At 63.4% G+C, this 18,744-nt stretch carries 14 protein-coding genes; 12 read left to right on the forward strand and 2 right to left on the reverse strand.

The annotated features are described in order from the left end of the window. Positions 1-128 precede the first annotated feature (128 nt). The 4 genes from BCUN_RS10785 to BCUN_RS11705 all read left to right on the forward strand — a co-directional run bounded on the left by BCUN_RS10785 (position 129) and on the right by BCUN_RS11705 (position 7,419). Positions 129-3,758, forward strand: coding sequence for a thiol reductant ABC exporter subunit CydD/CydC (locus BCUN_RS10785; RefSeq protein WP_033516415.1), 3,630 nt, complete (start codon positions 129-131; stop codon positions 3,756-3,758). A 255-nt stretch (positions 3,759-4,013) separates the two neighbouring features. After that, positions 4,014-4,757 (forward strand): HNH endonuclease family protein, encoded by a 744-nt coding sequence (locus BCUN_RS10790; RefSeq protein ID WP_033516416.1) that lies wholly within the window; start codon positions 4,014-4,016, stop codon positions 4,755-4,757. 86 nt (positions 4,758-4,843) lie between these two features. Beyond that, positions 4,844-6,169 carry an Nramp family divalent metal transporter gene (locus BCUN_RS10795; RefSeq protein ID WP_081895683.1) on the forward strand — a complete coding sequence of 442 codons (1,326 nt, stop codon included), beginning with the start codon at positions 4,844-4,846 and terminating at the stop codon, positions 6,167-6,169. A 386-nt stretch (positions 6,170-6,555) separates the two neighbouring features. Then, positions 6,556-7,419, forward strand: a complete 864-nt coding sequence (locus BCUN_RS11705) for a hypothetical protein (protein WP_152598115.1) — start codon at positions 6,556-6,558, stop codon at positions 7,417-7,419. Between the two features lie 91 nt (positions 7,420-7,510). Here the strand turns inward: BCUN_RS11705 and BCUN_RS10805 are convergent, their stop codons facing one another. Together BCUN_RS10805 and BCUN_RS10810 are read right to left on the reverse strand one after the other, a co-directional pair. Next, positions 7,511-9,178, reverse strand: a complete 1,668-nt coding sequence (locus BCUN_RS10805) for an MDR family MFS transporter (RefSeq protein ID WP_081895684.1) — start codon at positions 9,176-9,178, stop codon at positions 7,511-7,513. After that, complete coding sequence (locus BCUN_RS10810) at positions 9,175-9,660, reverse strand: hypothetical protein (RefSeq protein WP_420796505.1); 486 nt, start codon at positions 9,658-9,660, stop codon at positions 9,175-9,177. Before BCUN_RS10810 ends, BCUN_RS10805 begins: the two co-directional genes overlap by 4 nt. A 413-nt stretch (positions 9,661-10,073) precedes the next feature. Between BCUN_RS10810 and BCUN_RS10815 the strand changes: the two genes are divergently transcribed. From BCUN_RS10815 to BCUN_RS10850, 8 genes are all read left to right on the forward strand, one after another. After that, entirely contained in the window at positions 10,074-11,609 is a 1,536-nt protein-coding gene (locus BCUN_RS10815; protein ID WP_033516417.1) for a sugar transferase, read from the forward strand. 85 nt (positions 11,610-11,694) lie between these two features. Continuing rightward, positions 11,695-12,939 (forward strand): nucleotide sugar dehydrogenase, encoded by a 1,245-nt coding sequence (locus BCUN_RS10820; RefSeq protein WP_033516418.1) that lies wholly within the window; start codon positions 11,695-11,697, stop codon positions 12,937-12,939. Between the two features lie 146 nt (positions 12,940-13,085). Next, positions 13,086-13,982: a glycosyltransferase family 2 protein gene (locus BCUN_RS10825; RefSeq protein WP_081895685.1), complete on the forward strand. Its 897-nt coding sequence runs from the start codon at positions 13,086-13,088 to the stop codon at positions 13,980-13,982. Beyond that, positions 13,982-14,737, forward strand: a complete 756-nt coding sequence (locus BCUN_RS10830) for a DUF4422 domain-containing protein (protein ID WP_033516419.1) — start codon at positions 13,982-13,984, stop codon at positions 14,735-14,737. The genes BCUN_RS10825 and BCUN_RS10830 overlap by 1 nt, the downstream gene beginning before the upstream one ends. Before the next feature lie 75 nt (positions 14,738-14,812). Continuing rightward, the gene (locus BCUN_RS10835; protein WP_238552427.1) at positions 14,813-15,742 is read left to right on the forward strand and encodes a glycosyltransferase; all 930 of its coding nucleotides are present in this window, start codon (positions 14,813-14,815) and stop codon (positions 15,740-15,742) included. Continuing rightward, positions 15,739-16,761: a glycosyltransferase gene (locus BCUN_RS10840; protein ID WP_051921065.1), complete on the forward strand. Its 1,023-nt coding sequence runs from the start codon at positions 15,739-15,741 to the stop codon at positions 16,759-16,761. Before BCUN_RS10835 ends, BCUN_RS10840 begins: the two co-directional genes overlap by 4 nt. 16 nt (positions 16,762-16,777) lie before the next feature. Further along, on the forward strand, positions 16,778-17,713 hold the full coding sequence (locus BCUN_RS10845) for a capsular polysaccharide synthesis protein (RefSeq protein ID WP_033516420.1): 936 nt from the start codon (positions 16,778-16,780) through the stop codon (positions 17,711-17,713). Between the two features lie 36 nt (positions 17,714-17,749). Then, complete coding sequence (locus BCUN_RS10850; protein WP_033516421.1) at positions 17,750-18,649, forward strand: glycosyltransferase; 900 nt, start codon at positions 17,750-17,752, stop codon at positions 18,647-18,649. The last annotated feature ends 95 nt before the right edge of the window (positions 18,650-18,744 follow it).

Consider the following 18,744-nt stretch of genomic DNA (forward strand, 5'->3'; position numbering starts at 1 on the left):
CGGCSGCGCGCGCGCCGCCCTGGATTTTGTTCGAAAAAGTGAACAATTTCTCAGGACGGGGGTCTGTTGCTTTCGTCTCAATTTTGCTAGGTTGGCTTCTGGCATATGAGACAACCCAAAGGGGAAGCATGGTAGACAAGCGGCTCTTCTCGCTCGTACCCGGCGCCAGACGGCTCGTGCTGGCGAAAATACTGTGGCTGTGGATCGGCCTGCTGGCAGACATCGCCCTCGCGGTGTCCATGGTGGTGCTGGTCACGCCCATGATCACGTTCCGCTCCGTGGACGCCGGCCTGGCATCCATCGGCCTGGACGCCTCACTCAACCGGCTCGTCGCGGCCCTCGCCTTCGTGGCCATCGCCGCCATACGCTTCCTGGCGCACCACTTCGCCACCAGGTGTGGCACCGAGGCGGCCGAACGCGTCAAGCTCGGCCTGCGCAACGAGCTGTACCGCAAGATGGTCGACCTCGGCCCTTCCTACCGGCAGCATGTGCGCACCGCGGACGTCGTCCAGCTCACCGGCGAGGGCGTCGACCAGGTGCAGAGCTTCTTCGAGTCCTTCCTGCCGCAGCTCGGCTACGCCATCCTCGCACCCCTCACCCTCTTCGCCGTCATCGCGCCGCTCAACATGCCCACCGCCGTCACGCTGCTGGTGTGCGCGCCGCTGATCATCCTCATTGTCGGCGCCGTCGCCATGTCCGCGGCGAAGATGTTCAGGAAATACTGGGGAAAGTACACGGACATGGGATCCGTGTTCCTCGACGACCTCCAGGGCCTCGAGACCCTCAAGACCTTCGACGCCGACGGCCGCGCCGCCGAACGCATGGACGGGCAGGCCGAGGACTTCCGCGTCATGACCATGCGCGTCCTGCAGATCCAGCTGCGCTCGCTGACCGCCATGGACGTCGTCGCCTACGGCGGTGCCGCGGCCGGCATCGGCGTGGCCCTGTGGCAGCTCGTGCACGGCGGCACCACGCACTTCGCCACCTCCAACGCGCTGCTGGCGTCCTTCAACGGCCCGGCCGTCGGTTTCGCGGCCGTGCTCTTCGTGATCCTCATGTCCGTCGACTTCTTCCTGCCGCTGCGCCAGCTCGGCTCCTTCTTCCACGTCGCCATGAACGGCATGACCTCCAGCAAGCGCATCTTCGCGCTGCTCGACCTGCCCGCCGCCCGCCACGGCAGCGAGGAGCTGCCCGCCGGTGCACGCGCCGTGGGCGTCTCCATCAGCGACCTCGGCTTCGCCTACCCGGATGCCGACCGCCAGGCACTCGACGGCGTAACCCTGGAACTGCCGGCGAACTCGCTGACCGCAATCGTCGGCGAATCCGGCTCCGGCAAGTCCACGCTCGGCGCGCTCATCGCCGGCGAGCTCGACGGCTACAGCGGCTCCCTCGCCTTCTGCACCGCCGCCGGCGCGCAGCAGGTGAGCGACCTGAGCGAACACGCGCTGACGGACGCCGTCGCCATCGTCAGCGCGCGCAGCCACCTCTTCGCCGGCACCCTGCGCGACAACCTGCTCATGGCGCGCCCCGACGCCGACGACGCCGACCTGCGCCGCGCGCTCGATCAGGCACACATCCTCGACTTTGTCGAATCCCAGGAACGTGAACTCGACATGCCGATCGAGCAGGACGCGGCGAACCTGTCCGGCGGCCAACGCCAGCGCATCGCCGTGGCGCGCGCGTTGCTGCGCCGCGCGCCCATCATGGTCTTCGACGAGGCGACCTCCAGCGTGGACGCCGCCAGCGAACAGCTCATCATGCAGACCGTGCACGAACTGACGGAACAGGCCGCCGTGGTGCTCGTCACCCACCGACTGGCCGATGCCGTCGGCGCCGACAGCATCGCCGTCTTCGACCACGGCCGCTGCGTGGAGACCGGCTCGCACCAGGAACTCATGGACGCCGACGGGCAGTACGCCGCCATGTTCCGTGCACAGGCCGTCGTGGAGGACGTGCACCGGCGCGAGGAACACGCCGGCATCACGTACGCCAAGGGCGTGACCGTCGCCGCCAAGCCGTTCGCCGCCGCCGACCTGCGGGCGGCAGCTGCTGGCGACGCCGCGACTGTCGACACGGCGCAACCGTCGTCCGCGGATAAACCGACGATGACCTCCATGCAGGTCATCGGCCGGCTGCTCGGGCAGGTCGGGCATCTGCGGCCGCTCATGGTCATCGCCTGCATCTTCGGCGTGCTCGGTCACGTGTCCGCCACCTTCCTGCCCGTCTTCGGCACCATGGCGCTCTTCGCGGCGCTCGGCCAGCCGGCGTGGGGACTGTCCGTCGGCTGGGCGGTCACACTCATGGCCGTCTGCGCGCTCATCCGTGGCATCATGCGCTACTGCGAGCAGTACATGAACCACAACCTCGCGTTCCGCCTGCTCGCGCTGTTCCGCTCCGGGATGTTCGCGGCACTGCGCCGCCTCGCGCCCGCCAAACTGGCCGGCAAGGGCAAGGGCGACCTGATCTCCATGGTCACCACTGATGTCGAACTGCTCGAGATTTTCTTCGCACACACCATTTCACCGACCGTGATCGCCATCTCCACCACGCTGATCTACGCGGTCGCGCTGCTGTTCCTCTCGCCGTGGTTCGCGGTGCTGCTCGTGGTGGCGCACCTGCTCATCGGCGTCATGGTACCCAGGTTCTTCGCCGGCGCACTGCGCGGCGTGGGCGACGACATCCGTCAGGAAAGCGCCGCCCTCGACGACGACATGCTCGACGACATGCGCGGCCTCGAACAGATCATCCGCTTCGGGCAGGGTGCGGCGCGCCTGGCGCGCATCGACGCACGCTCGCGTGCCCTGTGGCGCCAGCGCGTGCGGCTGAGCCTGCGCAACGGCCTGTTCGGCGGCATCGACCACGTGATCGTCGTGCTCGTGTCCGGACTGGGCGTGTGGCTGGCACTGGCGGTCGGTGCCGCCGACCCGGGACTGCGGGCCGGCTCCGTGGTGGCGCTGGTGCTGCTGGTCAGTTCCTTCGGGCCGACGCTGGCGCTCAGCGCACTGCCGGCGAGCCTGACGCAGACCTTCGCCTCCGCTCGCCGCCTGTTCGGGCTCATGGACGAGGCGCCCGCGGTGACGGAGACCGGCACGCTGGAGCCGGAATACGACGGCATGGCCATGCGTGACGTCACGTTCTCCTACGGCTCTGGTTCCGCGGACGGTGCTCCGGTGCTCGAGCACGTCTCGCTGGACGTGCCGTTGTCCGGCATCCTCGGCGTGCAGGGGCCCTCCGGGCGCGGCAAGTCGACGACGCTCAAGCTGCTCATGCGCTACTGGGACCCGCAGTCCGGCGCCGTGGAGATGTCCGGCGACCCGCTGCCGGACGTCGACGCACACCACCGCCGCAGGGTGCAGACCATGATGAGCCAGGAGACCGTGCTCTTCGACGGCTCGATCGCGGACAACCTGCGTGTGGCCAAGGTCGATGCCAGCGAGGGCGAGATGCGTTCCGCATTGGGCAAGGCCAGCGTGCTCGGCTTGGTCGACTCGTTGCCGGACGGCCTGGAGACGCCGGTCGGGGAGCTCGGCGGCCGCCTCTCCGAGGGCGAACGGCAGCGCATCGGCCTGGCGCGCATGTTCCTGCGTGACGCCGACCTCTACCTCTTCGACGAGCCGACCAGCCGGCTGGACTCGCTCAACGAGGCGTACATCCTGCAGTCAATCAACGGGCTGGTGGCCGAGCGCGGCGCCGCCGTGGTGCTGGTCTCGCACCGGGCGTCCACCATGAGGATCGCGGACGACGTGGTGCAGATGTAGCCAGGGGCACTGGCTCCCACGGCTTCTGATGGTTGCCGGGGTATCTGCGGGCGGACCGTGGTTGCATGTCGCGATGTAGCCACGGTCCGCTTGGCATTGGGGCCCATGCCATGCATTGGGCATTGGGCGTGATGGATGCCGATGATGGCGGTACCAATTGGGCTGCCCTCACCCTTGCGCTGAATCCGGCGTGGCTGGGCGTGTCGCCCGCGTGGCGCGCTTGCTTCGGTCCGCATTCTCCCGTACAAGTGAACCATGAGTCGAAGGAACGGGTATTTCCCCAAGCGGTATTTCAATGCGTCGGGGCCGATGGAACGGCTGCTCATCATCGTGGTGGCGGTCATCGTCCTCGGCATCGCCGTCGGCGTGCTGCTGCCGCGCGTCTCACCACAGTTCGTCCAGCTCACGGGACAGTACCACGCCACCGGCACCGCCGCCGAAACCTTGGAACGGCTCGTCGTGGACGATGACGTGTCCACCAGCGGCTATTCGCGCGATGCCTTCGGCTATCGGGAGACCGACGACGACGGCAACGGCTGCGACGTGCGCGACGACGTGCTCGCCCGGGACCTGACCGATGTCACCTACACCAAGCGCGGTGGCTGCAAGGTCAAGACGGGCGTGCTCCAGGACCCCTACACCGGCAAGACCATCCACTTCCAGCGCGGACAGGACACCAGCTCCGCCGTGCAGATCGACCATGTGGTCGCCCTGCAGAACGCGTGGCAGTCCGGCGCCAAGGACTGGGACAAGGCCAAGCGCTTCCAATACGGCAACGACATGGTCAACCTGCTGGCGGTCGACGGCCCCGCCAACCAGGGCAAGGGCTCGTCCTCCGCCGCATACTGGCTGCCCACCAACGGGGAGTTCCGGTGCGAATACGTGGCGCGGCAGATCGGCGTGAAGGACAAGTACGGCCTGAGCGTGACCTCGCAGGAGAAGCGTGCCATGCTGGCGGTGCTGCATTCGTGTCCGGGGCAGGCGGTGCCGGAGGAATGAGAAATTGTTCATTTTGCTCAGAAAAATGAACAATTTCTCATGGGGTAGCATGGGCCGTGCAGATGAGTGCAGGGAGTGGTGATCGCATGGCCGTCAAGCGTGGAACAGATCGTGAAACAGACGTACCGACCAACCCGCAGATCGACGCCGAGATCAAGCAGGACATCGCCATCGAGCGCCATGACATCGGCAAGCCGGAGAAGCCGGTGCATGCGCTCGCCAGCATGCTGGGGCCGGCATTCGTCGCGGCGGTCGCCTACGTCGACCCCGGCAACGTGGCCGCCAACCTCACTTCCGGTGCCGAATACGGGTACCTGCTGGTGTGGGTACTGGTCGTGGCGAACTGCATGAGCGTGCTCATCCAGTACCAGGCGGCCAAGCTCGGCATCGTCACCGGCAAGAGCCTGCCGCAGATCCTCGGGGAGCGCATGGGTACCGGCGGTCGGTTCCTCTTCTTCGTGCAAGCCGAGGTCATCGCCATCGCCACGGACCTCGCCGAGGTCATCGGCGGCGCCATCGCGCTCAACCTGCTCTTCGGCATGCCGCTGCTGGTCGGCGGCCTGGTCATCGGCGCCGTCTCCACGTTGCTGCTGCTCTTCCAGGGCGGCGAGACGCACAAAATCTTCGAGCGGCTCACCATCGGGCTGCTGCTGGTCATCACCTTCGGGTTCATCGCGGGACTCTTCTTCGACCCGCCGAACCCGCTGCAGGTCGCCGGCGGTTTGGTGCCGCGCTTCCAGGGGAGCGGGTCGGTGCTCATGGCGGCGTCCATGCTCGGCGCCACCGTCATGCCGCACGCCATCTATCTGCATTCCACGCTCGTCAACGACCACTTCGGCCACGGCGCCAACCGCCCCGGCGTGCGCGAGATGTTGCACGGCAGCAAGATCGACGTCGTGTGGGCGCTGGTCATCGCCGGGTCGGTCAACATTGCGCTGCTGGTGCTCGCGGCGAACTCGCTGTACGGCATGACCGACACCGACACCATCGAGGGTGCGCAGCACGCCATCGCCACGGTGTTCGGGCCGGTGGTCGGGACGGCGTTCTCCGTCGGGTTGCTCGCGTCGTCGCTGTCCAGTACGTCGGTGGGCACGTATGCGGGTTCGGAGATCATCAAGGGACTGCTCAAGGTGCGTGTGCCCATGTGGGCATGCCGGGTCGCGACGCTGGTGCCCGCGCTGGTCGTGCTGGCGTGCGCGGACAACCCGACACAGGCGCTGATCATCGGGCAGGTGGTGCTCTCGGTGGGCATCCCCTTCGCCATCGTGCCGCTGATGAGGTATACGCATGACCGTGCCTTGATGGGCAAATACGTGGACGGGCCGGTCAAGCATTGGGTGTGCATGGCGGTGATGGTGTTGATCGTGGCGCTGAATGCGGTGCTGATTGCGCTCACGTGTATGGGGAAGTAGGGGAGAATTGTGTTGGGTAGAGGTTGGGATTGTGTTTTTGGAGTAGTGGCCAGTGATGGGGTGTTTGTGCATAACTGCAGATTGCAGTTATGAGCTCATAACTCTGTAGATAGATCCGCAATGTCCAGAAGATGCAAAAGCATTTGTGCAGTTGTGAGCGCAGAACTGCAATCTGCAGTTCTGCGCAGACCCAGGGGAGTGGGAAGAGAAGAGTAGAGAAGCATGAGGAGGGAAGGGAAAGAGGGCATGGAGAGAAGAGGGGAGATCCACCAGAGAGACCCGCGGATATCCACAGGGTTATGCACTTATGTGGGTTCTGACGGCCGGCTATCCACATGACCCTGCTGAGGTGGTAATTTGAGCACTATCGTGCATACGGTACACCTATGAACAACAACAGTGTCTTGAACACCTCGCTGGCTAATGCGAGAAATGCCATGCTGCAGCAGTGCAGCCAGGTGCCGGACGCGATCTTCAGCCATGAGACTGCATTGGTGCTTCACATGCTGGAACTGCCGGTATCCCATCCGGCGAAACCGCAGGCAGTGGTGAGGATTGCCGCCGACCGTGATTTTCGCTGCACGGACGTGACATTCCACACATGGCAGGGACTGCGCGACGACGACACTGAAGTGACGGCCGGCGTTCGATGCCTGCAGCCGCATGCCGTGCTGATGACGCTGGCAAAGAGATATGACGAAATCCAGCTCTGCCTGGCGATGGAGACGATGCTGCGGTTCCGGATGATCACCCTCGGGCAAATCAGTGACTGCATGCTCCGGAAGTTCCATGGCAAACGTAAATTCGAGCGAGCCATGCGGCTCATCCAGCAGGGCGGCGACTCCATGCAGGAGGACCGTCTCCAACTTGAGCTCAACCGGCGCGGCGTGCCGCAGTTCGTGCGGAACCATGCAGTGCCTGACCTGAAGTACGAGAGCGGGGTGGGGATGACCCTCGACCTGGCGATCGCGGACGCGCAGATCGGCGTGGAATACCAAGGGGACCAGCATCGCACGGACCGCAGGCAATTTCAGCGCGATGCGTACAAGCGCAACCTGTTGCAAGGCGCCGGATGGACGCTGTATGAGGTCACCGCGGCCGACATGCGCTCGTCGGCGCGGCTGGATGCCTTGGCACAGTCGATGCTGGCCATGGTTGCTGCGCAGAGGGGACTGGCATTGCCCTTTCGGCGGCTGACCCCACAACAGCTGGCGGACCGTCGGCGCAAGCTGTGGCGACAAGGGACATGAGAGGGTAGCGGAAGGACAAGAAGAATGACGGTTGGTAGCCATGAACCGGCCCTGGTCGCGACCACCAACCACAATTCATGCTTGCTACCTGCTATGCATCCACCGCATGGTGGGTGCGCACAAGCGCTATGGCCCTCCGGGCCACATCATGTGCGGAACCGGCGCCATTGCCGCGCACGCCGAGGAACACCATGAGAACCATGGTGAAGCACAGCACCGAGCTGATGCGCAGGGCCCACTGGATGCCGGTGATGTTCGCCAGGATCAGGGCTTGGGGGCTGCCGTCGCCCATGTTGGCAGCCTCGATCATGCTCATGATGAGGATGAGCACCGGGGCGCCGATGGCACCGGCGATCTGTCGCATGGTATTGGTGATGGCGGATCCCGCGGACACGTCCTGGGGCTCCAGACAGTTGAGCGACCACGTGGTCAGGGGCATGAGGACGAAGCCCATGCCGATCTGGCGGATGAACTGGCAGATGGAGACGTACCAGATCCAGGTGCTGACGGAGACGGCACTCATCATGATGGTACCGATGCACAGGGTGATGGTGCCGATCAACGCCACCGGCCGCGCCCCGAACCGATCCAGCGCCTTGCCGCCGAAGAACTGGGAGATGGCCTGTCCCAACGCGCCCGGCAGCATGACCAGACCCGAGATGGTGGCAGAATACCCGCGGCAGTTCTGGATGTAGAGGGGCATGATCACCACGATCGAGCTGAACGCGAAGAAGCTCAGCGCCGCGATGGCGGTACCCATGGTGAACCCGTGGTTGCGCATCACATAGAGGTCCAACAGGGCGGGCTGCTTGCGCTCGCCGTTGGCGAAGCGCTTCGCATTGCGCAGCTGGCGCATCACGAACCAGACGATGCCGATGACGCCGACGGCCATGGGCACCCACACGATGGGATGCCACACGGGGTACGACTGGATGTTGGTGAAGCCGTACATAAGGCCGCCGAAACCGAAGATGGACAGGGCCACGGAGAAGAAGTCCGTCTTGGCGCCCTTGTCGCTCGCCCCGAAGTTGCGCAATCCGAAGAAGGACAGCAACAGAGCGATCACGCCGATCACGGTGAGGGTGAGGAAGATGGAGCGCCAGCCGTTGAGGTCCGTCTGCAGGCCGCCCAGGGTGGGGCCGATGGCGGGGGCGACGCTCATGGCCATGCCGACGGTGCCCATGGCCATGCCGCGGCGGTCGAGCGGGTAGATCGAGAAGACGGTGATCTGCAACACCGGCCACATGACGCCCGTGCCCACGGCCTCGAGGAAGCGGCCGATGAGCACGAGGAGGAAGTTCGGTCCCAGCCATGCCAGGAGGGACCCGAAGGTGAACACAGCCATGGAGGCGATGACGATCTGGCGCGTGGAGAAGCGGCGGGTAAGGAACGCCGTCAGCGGTACCATGACGCCCATGGTGAGCTGGAAGATGGAGGTCAGCCACTGGCCGGTGGTGACGGTGATGCCGAATTCCTCCACGATGGTGGGCAACGCGGCGCTCAGCTGCAGCTGGGTGAAGTTGCCCACGAAGGTGATGAAGGTGAGGATGGCCAGCGAGATGAACGCGGGACGGGTCAGGTGGCCGTCATGGTACGCCATGTTACGGGTGAGGACCTGCGTCATGCCCTTGAAGCCATGATGCGGTGCGGGGGTGGGTGCGTCGTGGTGGACATCCCTGGTGTAGGGACGGCTGGCCGCCACGACGCGCTTAGGTTGTTCGTCTTCGTCCTGGTTCATCGGTTCGCTGGGGGTGCTCATCGCTCGGGGTCTGCTGCTTCCTCGTCTGTGACGGTAGTGGTGGTGTCGGTGATCACCGGCGTCTCGCCGGTGGGGGTGTCGTCCGCGGATGCGGGGTCGTCGGGGCTGTATTCCATGACATTGAGGACGGCGATGCCGTCACGGGTGCGCACGAACACGTTCGCGCGCCCGCCGATCTCCTCGATGCCCTCGAGCAGGTGGGAGATCGGTTCGGTGTCGAGCACCGGGAGCACCTGGGCGACGCCGTCGTCATCCACGAAGCGCAGGGTCTCGTCAAGCTCGCCGGTGGCGAGGATGTCGTCGATGCGCTGCTCGAAGGCCTTGAGCTCGTCGTCGCTGACCGGCTGCGGGTCCTCCGCGCTCTGGGCGGCGACCACGTCGATGGCCTCCACGTCGTCCGCGTCCACGGTCGGCGTGATGTCCGCGGCGGCCTGGTCCACCGCCTCGAGATCGTCGGTATGCTCGTACTGGTCCTGTTCCATGATGGAAACCCTCCTTTTGAAACTCCTGTAAACACGTACAGTGCGCCTCATGCCGCGGACACCGCGGCAGACGCCGGTCTCTTCGTACTCCTGCCTCGCCTGGGAATGACTCTTCGTGAGTGAGATGAACGGCGACGCGGATGCATGCTCGGGAACGGGAAGGTTGGTCTGCGGCCAAACTTCCCTGATTCGCATGGTACGCCCACCCCTCGCTTCTTCACCTTGTGAGAAAAACCGGCGTACTGGATAGGCAATAGGAACTTGCATAGCGAGGACGCTGAACGCTTGATTAGCCGTCCATTGAACCATGCCTATACCGGCGTGGGTCTATGATGTGCTTGTTATGTGGCCTCGACTGGCGCGACGCGCAGGGATGTCGCCCCGGTTGAGCATTGCAGGGAGAGGGACGGAACATGACTGAGGAACGGCATGATGCCGAACTGGCGCAAGAGGTGGAGCGCCAGTCCACGCGGGTGTTGCAGTGGCGATTCGTGCTCAACTTGGCGTTGATGGTATTCGATGCACTGACATACTTCGCGGTGGGCTACCTCGTCATGTCCCGCAGCCACGAAATGAAGCTGCTGAGCACGCGCCTGCAGCTCCACTGGTCCATCAACCCGTATCTGTACCTGGTGGTCTGCGCGCTGATCTGGATCTTCTGCTGCCACGTCACGGGCGTCTACCACCGGCACGTGTTCGCCGACGGCTACCAGCTCAACATGCTGCTGCTCAAGGCCATGTTCGTGTGCTGGGTCTCCGTGTGCGCCCTCAACTTCGTGATCCAGTCAAACGTCTCCTTCATGACGGTGTGCCTGACCAGCCTGCTGGTGTGGATCGTCGAGATGATCGTGCGCATGGTTGCCCGCCTGTTCCTCACCCAGCGGCACCGCAAGGGCGAATATTCCTACCCGACCGTGATCGTCGGCTCGCCGGAGGGCATCGGGCAGATCCTCAAGTTCCTCAACCAGCGCAAGCAGCTCAACTACAAGCCGGTGCGCGTGTGCCCGATCCGCGTGAACGAGCGGACCGGCCTCATCGAGGCCGACCCGAACGTCGGCCTGCTGCACGAGGAAGTGAAGAAGAGCTGGGGCAAGCCGATCCGGATCGTCGACTACGGCGACGACCTCGCCGAGCGCATTGCCGAGACCGGCGCGCAGACCGTGATGGTCACCGACGTGCTCGACCGCTTCTCCGACAACCTGAGCACCTTCGCCGTGCAGATGGAGTCCCTCAACCTCGAGATCGCGCTCATCACCTCCGCGCTCGACATCGCCGAGCACGCCACGCAGATGCGCAACATCCAGGGCATGAGCATCATGACCATCAGCCTGCCGCAGTACTCGCCCTCGGCGAAGGTCAAGAAGCGCATCTTCGACCTCGTCGTCTCCTCGCTGGCCATCGTGCTGAGCTCCTGGATCATGGTCATCGTGGCCATCGCCATCAAGGTCGAGGACGGCGGCCCCGTCTTCTACAAGCAGGAACGCATCGGCCTGCGCGGCAAACCCTTCTACATCCACAAGTTCCGCTCCATGCGCGTCGACGCGGACGCCCACCTCAAGGAGGTGCTCGAGGCGAACGGCCAGGAGATGGGCGCCCGTTACAAGCTCACCCACGACCCGCGCATCACCAAGGTCGGCAACTTCATCCGCAAGACCAGCCTGGACGAGCTTCCGCAGTTCTTCGACGTGTTCATGGGCTCCATGAGCGTGGTTGGACCGCGCCCGCAGCGCGACTTCGAAGTGGAGGAGTACGACCCGGTCTATGCCACCCGCCTGCTGGTCAAGCCCGGCATCACCGGCCCCTGGCAGGTCTCCGGCCGTTCCGACCTCAACGAGGAGGAGAGCCGCCAGCTCGACGTGAGCTACGTGCAGGACTGGAGTGTGCTGGGCGACGTGGTGTACATCCTGCGCACGGTGGGCACGGTGCTGCGCCCCTCCGGAGCATACTGATCCGACCATCGGCATGGTGCGGACTACACTGGGCTCATAGCCATAGCATTTTATCAACAACACAAGAATCGAAGGGAAATACGCCATGAAGATTGCAGTCGCAGGAACCGGCTATGTAGGCCTATCTGTGGCATTGCTGCTTGCACAGCACAACGAGGTGCACGCGCTGGACATCGTGCCCGAGAAGGTCGAGATGCTCAACGACTACGTCAGCCCCATCGTGGACGCGGAGATCACCCGCTTCCTCGACGGCGCCAAGGACGGCACCATGAGCCTCGACTTCCAGGCGACCACCGACCCGAAGACGGCCTACGAGGGCGCCGACTTCGCCGTGGTGGCCACGCCCACCAACTACGACCCGAAGAAGAACTACTTCGACACCTCCAGCGTGGAGGCGGCCATCGAGGCCATCCGTGAGGTGAACCCGGACGCGTGGATCGTGATCAAGTCCACCATCCCGGTCGGCTACACCGCGCAGCTGCGCGAGAAGACCGGCGACGGGCGCATCATCTTCTCCCCGGAGTTCCTGCGCGAAGGCCACGCCCTCTACGACAACCTGCACCCCTCGCGCATCGTGGTAGGCGCGCCCATGGATGACGAGGCGGCTGTCGAGGCGGCGCGCACTTTCGCGAACCTGCTGGCGCAGGGCGCCGACCCGGCCGAACTCGACCGCACGAACCCGGACGGCTCGAAGGGCATCGAGGAACTGGTGTGCGGCACCACCGAAGCCGAGGCCATCAAGCTCTTCGCCAACACCTTCCTGGCCCTGCGCGTGGCCTATTTCAACGAGCTGGACACCTATGCGGAGTCCCGTGGCCTGAACGCGGCGGAGATCATTCGCGGCGTGTGCCTCGACCCTCGCATCGGTGGCCACTACAACAACCCCTCCTTCGGCTACGGCGGTTACTGCCTGCCCAAGGATTCCAAGCAGCTGCTGGCGAACTACCAGGATGTGCCGCAGAACCTCATCCAGGCCATCGTGGAATCCAATGGCACCCGCAAGGACTTCATCGCCGACCAGGTCCTGTCCAGGCTTGAAGGCAAGGACCATCCGGTGGTGGGCGTGTACCGCCTGACCATGAAGTCCGGTTCCGACAACTTCCGCCAGTCGAGCATCCAGGGCATCATGAAGCGCATCAAGGCCAAGGGCGTGCCCGTGGTGGTCTACGAACCCACCCTGGACGAAGCCGAGTTCTTCGGCAGCGAAGTCACCCATGACTTGGAGGCCTTCAAGGACCGTGTGGACATCATCGTGGCAAATCGTTGGAATGATGAACTCGGAGATGTGAACGAGAAGGTCTATACGCGCGACCTCTTCAAGAGGGACTGAGCTATACCCATGGTGGGCCGATGCCCGTTCGAGGTCGACCGTGGGACAGATGCCGCAATGCATGGCGTTGCGGCATCATGACCGGGACATGTACCTGAGACTCTGTCCGTGATGCATGCAAGGTGACGGAAAGGAAAGATGTCGTTTTGGCAGAAGGCACTATTTCGGTGGTGATTCCCACCCTCAATGCAGCTTCCATGATTGCAGACCTGTTGAAGGCGTTGGAAGATCAGACCCTCAAACCGGATGAAATCATCGTGGTGGATTCCTCCTCCAATGACCAGACGCAGGACATCGTGTGCAAACATCCGGATGTGAAACTGATTGCAATTGACCGCAAGGATTTCAATCACGGTGGTACGCGCGATATGGCATTGCGTGAAAGCAAAGGTGACTTCGTGCTCTTCCTGACCCAGGATGCCATGCCGGCCAATGCGCAATACATCGCCAACATCATGAGGCCCTTCGACGACGAGCATGTGGCGTTGGTCTATGGACGCCAGCTGCCACGTGATGACGCCAGGGCCGCAGAACGTCTGGTACGCTCCTACACTTACCGGGCACAATCACTGCATATCACGAAGGAAGACATCCCTGACCTGGGCATCAGGGCGTTCCGAGCAACGGATGTATGCGCAGCATACCGGCGCACGGCTTATCTGGAGGTTGGCGGTTTCGAGAACCCGGTGCTCACCAATGAGGACATGTTCATTGCCGCCAGATTCCTCAACGCTGGATGGACCGTGGTGTACGAAGCCGATGCCTGCGTGGTGCATTCGCATAATTTCACCTTCCGACAGCAATACAAGCGCAACTACATCCAAGGCGTTGAAATCGAGAAGCATCAGGACATCCTGGACGATGCGCCGCTGACAGGGGAAGGGCTTTCGATGGTGACCTATACCTTGAAGGGCCTTGCCCGTCAGGGACATATCCTCGAAGCAGGACGGTTCATTATCGATTGCGGTTTCCGTTTCGTCGGCAATCGCAAGGGTACCATGGATGCACGGCGTGAACTCAAGCATGCAGGGAAGTCAGAGTGATGGAAGACACCGCAAAAATCTACGTAGTCGCCCACAAGGATTTCGATGCACCACAACTGGATGGTTACATCCCGATTCTCGCCGGTGCGGCAAGGAATCATGCCCATATCAGCGTCAAGGACAATACCGGTGATGAGATTTCCTCGAAGAATCCGCAGTATTGCGAACTGACCGCGCAATACTGGGTATGGAAGAACGCCATCGGCACGGCGGCCGACTTCGGTTTTGTGCATTACCGACGTTATTTCTATCTGAGTCATCGTAAAACTGCCATCGTACCGGCGGAGCAGTTCGTGGAGGACCTCAAGCATGTAGATGCGGTGCTGCCCGAGCCGTGGGTATTCCGCACCACGGTGAAGGAGCAGTTCGCGCAGTTCCACGACATCAAGGACCTGCAGACCACCCGCACTGTGCTCCAGGAACGGCATTCAGAATATGTCAAGGCCTTTGACGAGGTGATGTGCAGTCGGAGCTTGAGCTGCTACAACATGTTCGTCATGAGCCGTTCGCATTTCGAACGGTACATGACTTGGCTCTTCGACATCCTCGAGGAGGTGGAACATCGCACGGATACCGGGCAGTACGACGCTTACAACCAGCGTCTGTACGGTTTCCTGTCCGAGCGTCTCCTGAATGTGTGGGTGCGTGCGCAAAAACTACGTATCAAGTACTATCCCGTATACAAGCCCGACGATTCCTGGATCAAGGAATCGCTGAAGGCTTCCGTGAAGAAACTGGTGTACTCACGTCGTTGATGCCATGCCCCATGGGCATGTGAGGTGCGTCACGCAGGAGTGCAAGAACATCCACAGAGAGGACGAACGGTATTCATGAGCGGCTCCAAAGCATCCATGCGTTGCGCCGGCATCGTCACCTACAATCCCGACCTGAAACGCCTGCGCGCCAACCTGGAGGCCATCGTGCCACAGGTGGACAGGGTCTTCGTCTGTGACAACGGGTCGGATAACGTGCAGGATATTGAAACCCTGGCCGCGGCGTTCCCCGCAGTGCAGCTCGAACGGCTGGGGGAGAACCTCGGCATCGCGGCGGCACTCAACTGCCTGCTGCAGGCTGCGGAACGCGGGACCTTCGACTGGATCGTGCTGCTCGACCAGGACAGCGTGGCCAGTGACGGCATGGTCGACGCCCTGGCAGCACACGCTGACGAAACCACCGGTCTGGTCTGTCCCTTCATCCTGGACCGCAACCGCATGAGCGTCGAGGAATACCGGGCCATGGACATGCCGGCCACACAGCGGCTGGAACATGCGGCCAAGGGCGGCGCCATCACCTCCGGGTCCCTGGTCCAGGTGAAGGCGGCACTGGCCGTAGGTGGCTTCGACGAGCGTTTCTTCATCGACTATGTTGACTTCGACTTCAACGAGCGTCTGTTGTTGGCCGGCTACGAGATTCTGCGCGTGAACACCACGTATCTGCTGCACGAGAAAGGCAAGTCCGAGGCCACGTGGCTGCGCGTGCCGCGCAGCACGCCGGCGGGGCGCCAATGGCAGCCGCTGTACAAACTCGGCTACTCGCCGATACGCTGCTACTACCAGGCGCGCAACCGCATCATCTACTGGAAGAAATACCATCGGCACACCGGCAGCGAGGGACTGACTGAAATCCCCCTGCTCATGGCGCTGTCCCTGCTGGTCGAGGACCGCAAGGCAGCCAAGCTCGGCGCCTACCTGCGCGGCATCCGTGCCGGCGTGCGTGCCAAGGTGCAGCCAGTGGGAGACGGAAAGCTGGTACGTGCATGATCAGCGTCATCATCCCCCTGTACAACCAGGAACGCTATATCCAGGACTGCCTGGCCTCCCTGGCCGCGCAGACCATGGACGACTTCGAGGTCATTATCGTCGACGACGGCTCCACCGACAGCAGTGCCGAGTTGGCCGCCGACTTCGCTGCCCAGGACAGCCGCTTCACGCTGATGCGGCAAGCCAATGCCGGCGTCTCCACGGCCCGCAACCGCGGACTCGACCAGGCGACGGGACAGTGGGTGTGCTTCGTCGACCCAGACGACAGCGTGGACAAGGATTACCTGGCTACCCTGCTGGCGGCGTCAGCAGAACAGCAGGACATCGACATCGTCATGTCCACCTGCGTGGCACTCACCGACGACGGCGAGGTACGCCAACACTTCTTCCCGGAATCCTTCGTCGCACACACCGCGCAGGACAAGGAGAGACTCTTCCACCAGCTCATCGACGGCGCCTTCGAACAGTCGGACGGTTTCGTGACCGCCATCGGCGTGCCCTGGGGCAAGCTGTACCGTCGTGATTTCCTGGCGGAGCATGACCTGCGTTTCGACCCCGCGTTACCGCGCATGCAGGACAACCTCTTCAACATGGAAGCCTTCCAGCATGCCCGCGCCATCACCTACCTCGACTACGCCGGCTACAGGTACCGGGTGGGAGGCCTGTCCGAGCGCACCTACCGCAACACTATCAAGGGGCTGTACCATCCCGCCATCGACCGGCGCGCCGAGCTCATGCACGCCTACGGACTGGACCAGGTGCCGCAGCTGTACCAGGCATGGCAGGTCGAACAGGTCAACCTGTACTACCAGGAGCTCAAAGCGGCCGCCATGCTCACCGACGGCAGTGCCGCACAGGTGGCACGCGTCGTGCGCGCCCGTGCGGACACCCTGCGGCAGCGCACCGCGCAGGTGGACGCCGCCGTCTTGCCGCGTCCCATCAGACTCAAATACCGTATGCTCATCGCGCCGGCGATGACCACGCTCGCCGCACTTGCCCTGGCACGGCAGCGCCACTGACCGCACAGGAGGAAGCATGTCCATCTGGCAGAACATTCCGCAGCGTCTTTCCAAGATCGCATCCGACGCGCGCAACGCCACCACGCTGCTGGGGCCGAAAATCGCGGCCGAGGGCGTGGTGTACCACTGCACGCATCGCATGGACGCCAAGTACCACCGCGACTTCTATGACGCGCTGTGGCAGCGCGTCATGCGCCCCATCATTTTCGACGAGGCGGCACTCACCACGCTGCCGGCTACGAACGACGGTCCGATCTGGGTGGCATGGTGGCAAGGTCTCGATGACCAGACGCCGCCGGTGATCGTCGCCTGCATCGACAGCATCCGCCGGCATGCGGGCGGCCGCGAGGTGATCGTGGTGACGCGCGACAACTACGCGCAGTACGCCGATATCGACCCGATCCTCGTGCGCCGGCGCGAGGAGGGCACGCTGACCATCAACGCCTTCTGCAACGCCCTGCGCGTCAAGCTGCTCTACGAACATGGCGGCGTATGGCTCGACTCCACGCTCTACCTGACCGCGGACCTCGGACCGGCCTTCGCCGAGCTGCCCTTCTGCTCCATCCACGCCGAGGCGCATGGGCAGTACCCGGCCTGCCATTGGACGACCTACTGCCTGGCGGCCGTCAAGGGCAACCAGCTCATGAAGTACATCTACGACTGCTTCGTGGTGACCTTCAAGCGCATCGCAGCAGTGCCCGAGTATTTCCTCTTCGACGCCTTCTTCCGCAACGCCTACGTGCATATCCCGGCGGTGCGGGCCATGATGGACTGCATCCCGCTGTCCAACACGGGGCGTTTCGACCTGTCCGAGCAGATGGATTCCACGGCGGCACAGCCGGTGCTGCCTGCGGACACCACCATCAACAAGCTCACCTACAAGCTCAAGTACCCCACGCAGGTGGACGGCAAGCCGACGCTGTACGCGCGCGTGCTCGACGGCACCCTGTAAGTCCCGTAAGTTCCCCGTAGGCAAGGAGGTCTTTGCATGACCGACGGCAAGAACGTCAAGCAGCCGCGTTTCGGTTTCGTGGTGCTGCACTACTTGGTGGACAACGCCACCCAGCGGTGTGTGGAATCGATCCGCCGCGTCTGCCGTGGCCTCGACTACCGGATCGTAGTGGTGGACAACGACTCCGCCAACGGCAGCTGGGAACGGCTGTGCGATTTGTATGGCGACACGGATGGCGTGACCTTGGTGCACAACGCCGCCAACGAAGGGTTCGCGCGCGGCAACAACACGGGGTACCGGCTGTGTCGCGACGAACTGGGCTGTGGCTACATCGTCACCGTCAACAACGACGCCATGATCATCGACACTCGGTTCGTCGAAGAATGCATGGAGGACTACGAACGCACCGGCTGCGGCGTGATCGGCCCCGACATCGTCTCCCTGCGCGACCAGCGCCACCAGAACCCCAGCTATGGCATCATCGACAGCCATGAGGAAGTCGTCCGCCAGGCCACACGGTTCCGTCGCATCCTCACGCTGGAGAAGCTGCATCTCTTCGGGCCGCTCATCGCGGTGAAACAAGCCCTGACCGGCAGCAGCGGGAAGAAGCCGAGCCCCTACACGCACGCCACCGCCGAAGCCGTCGCCGGCAAGCCCTACAAGCTGCACGGTGCCTGCCTCATCTTCACCCCCGCCTACGTGCAGCGGTTCGCGGATGCCTTCGACCCGGGCACCTTCCTGTACTTCGAGGAACACATCCTCGCCATGCGCTGTCGCCAAGCCGGGCTGGAGATGCTGTACGACCCGCGCCTCCAGGTCGTCCACCAGGAGGATGCCTCCACCGACAGCATGAAGCAGGACCGCCGCGCCAAGCAGATCTTCACCCTGACCAACTACCTGCAGTCCCTGCAGGTGCTGGACAGGTATGTGGAGTAAGCGTTTCCTCTAGAAATCTCTCGTTTTTCCGTGACTTTTCTCGGGGATCCGCAAAATTAAAGCGGGCACCGGGTCGAAGAACTGAAAAGTTCTTC

The sequence above is a fragment of the Bifidobacterium cuniculi genome (assembly GCF_000741575.1).
In the GTDB taxonomy this organism is placed as follows: Bacteria; Actinomycetota; Actinomycetes; order Actinomycetales; family Bifidobacteriaceae; genus Bifidobacterium; species Bifidobacterium cuniculi.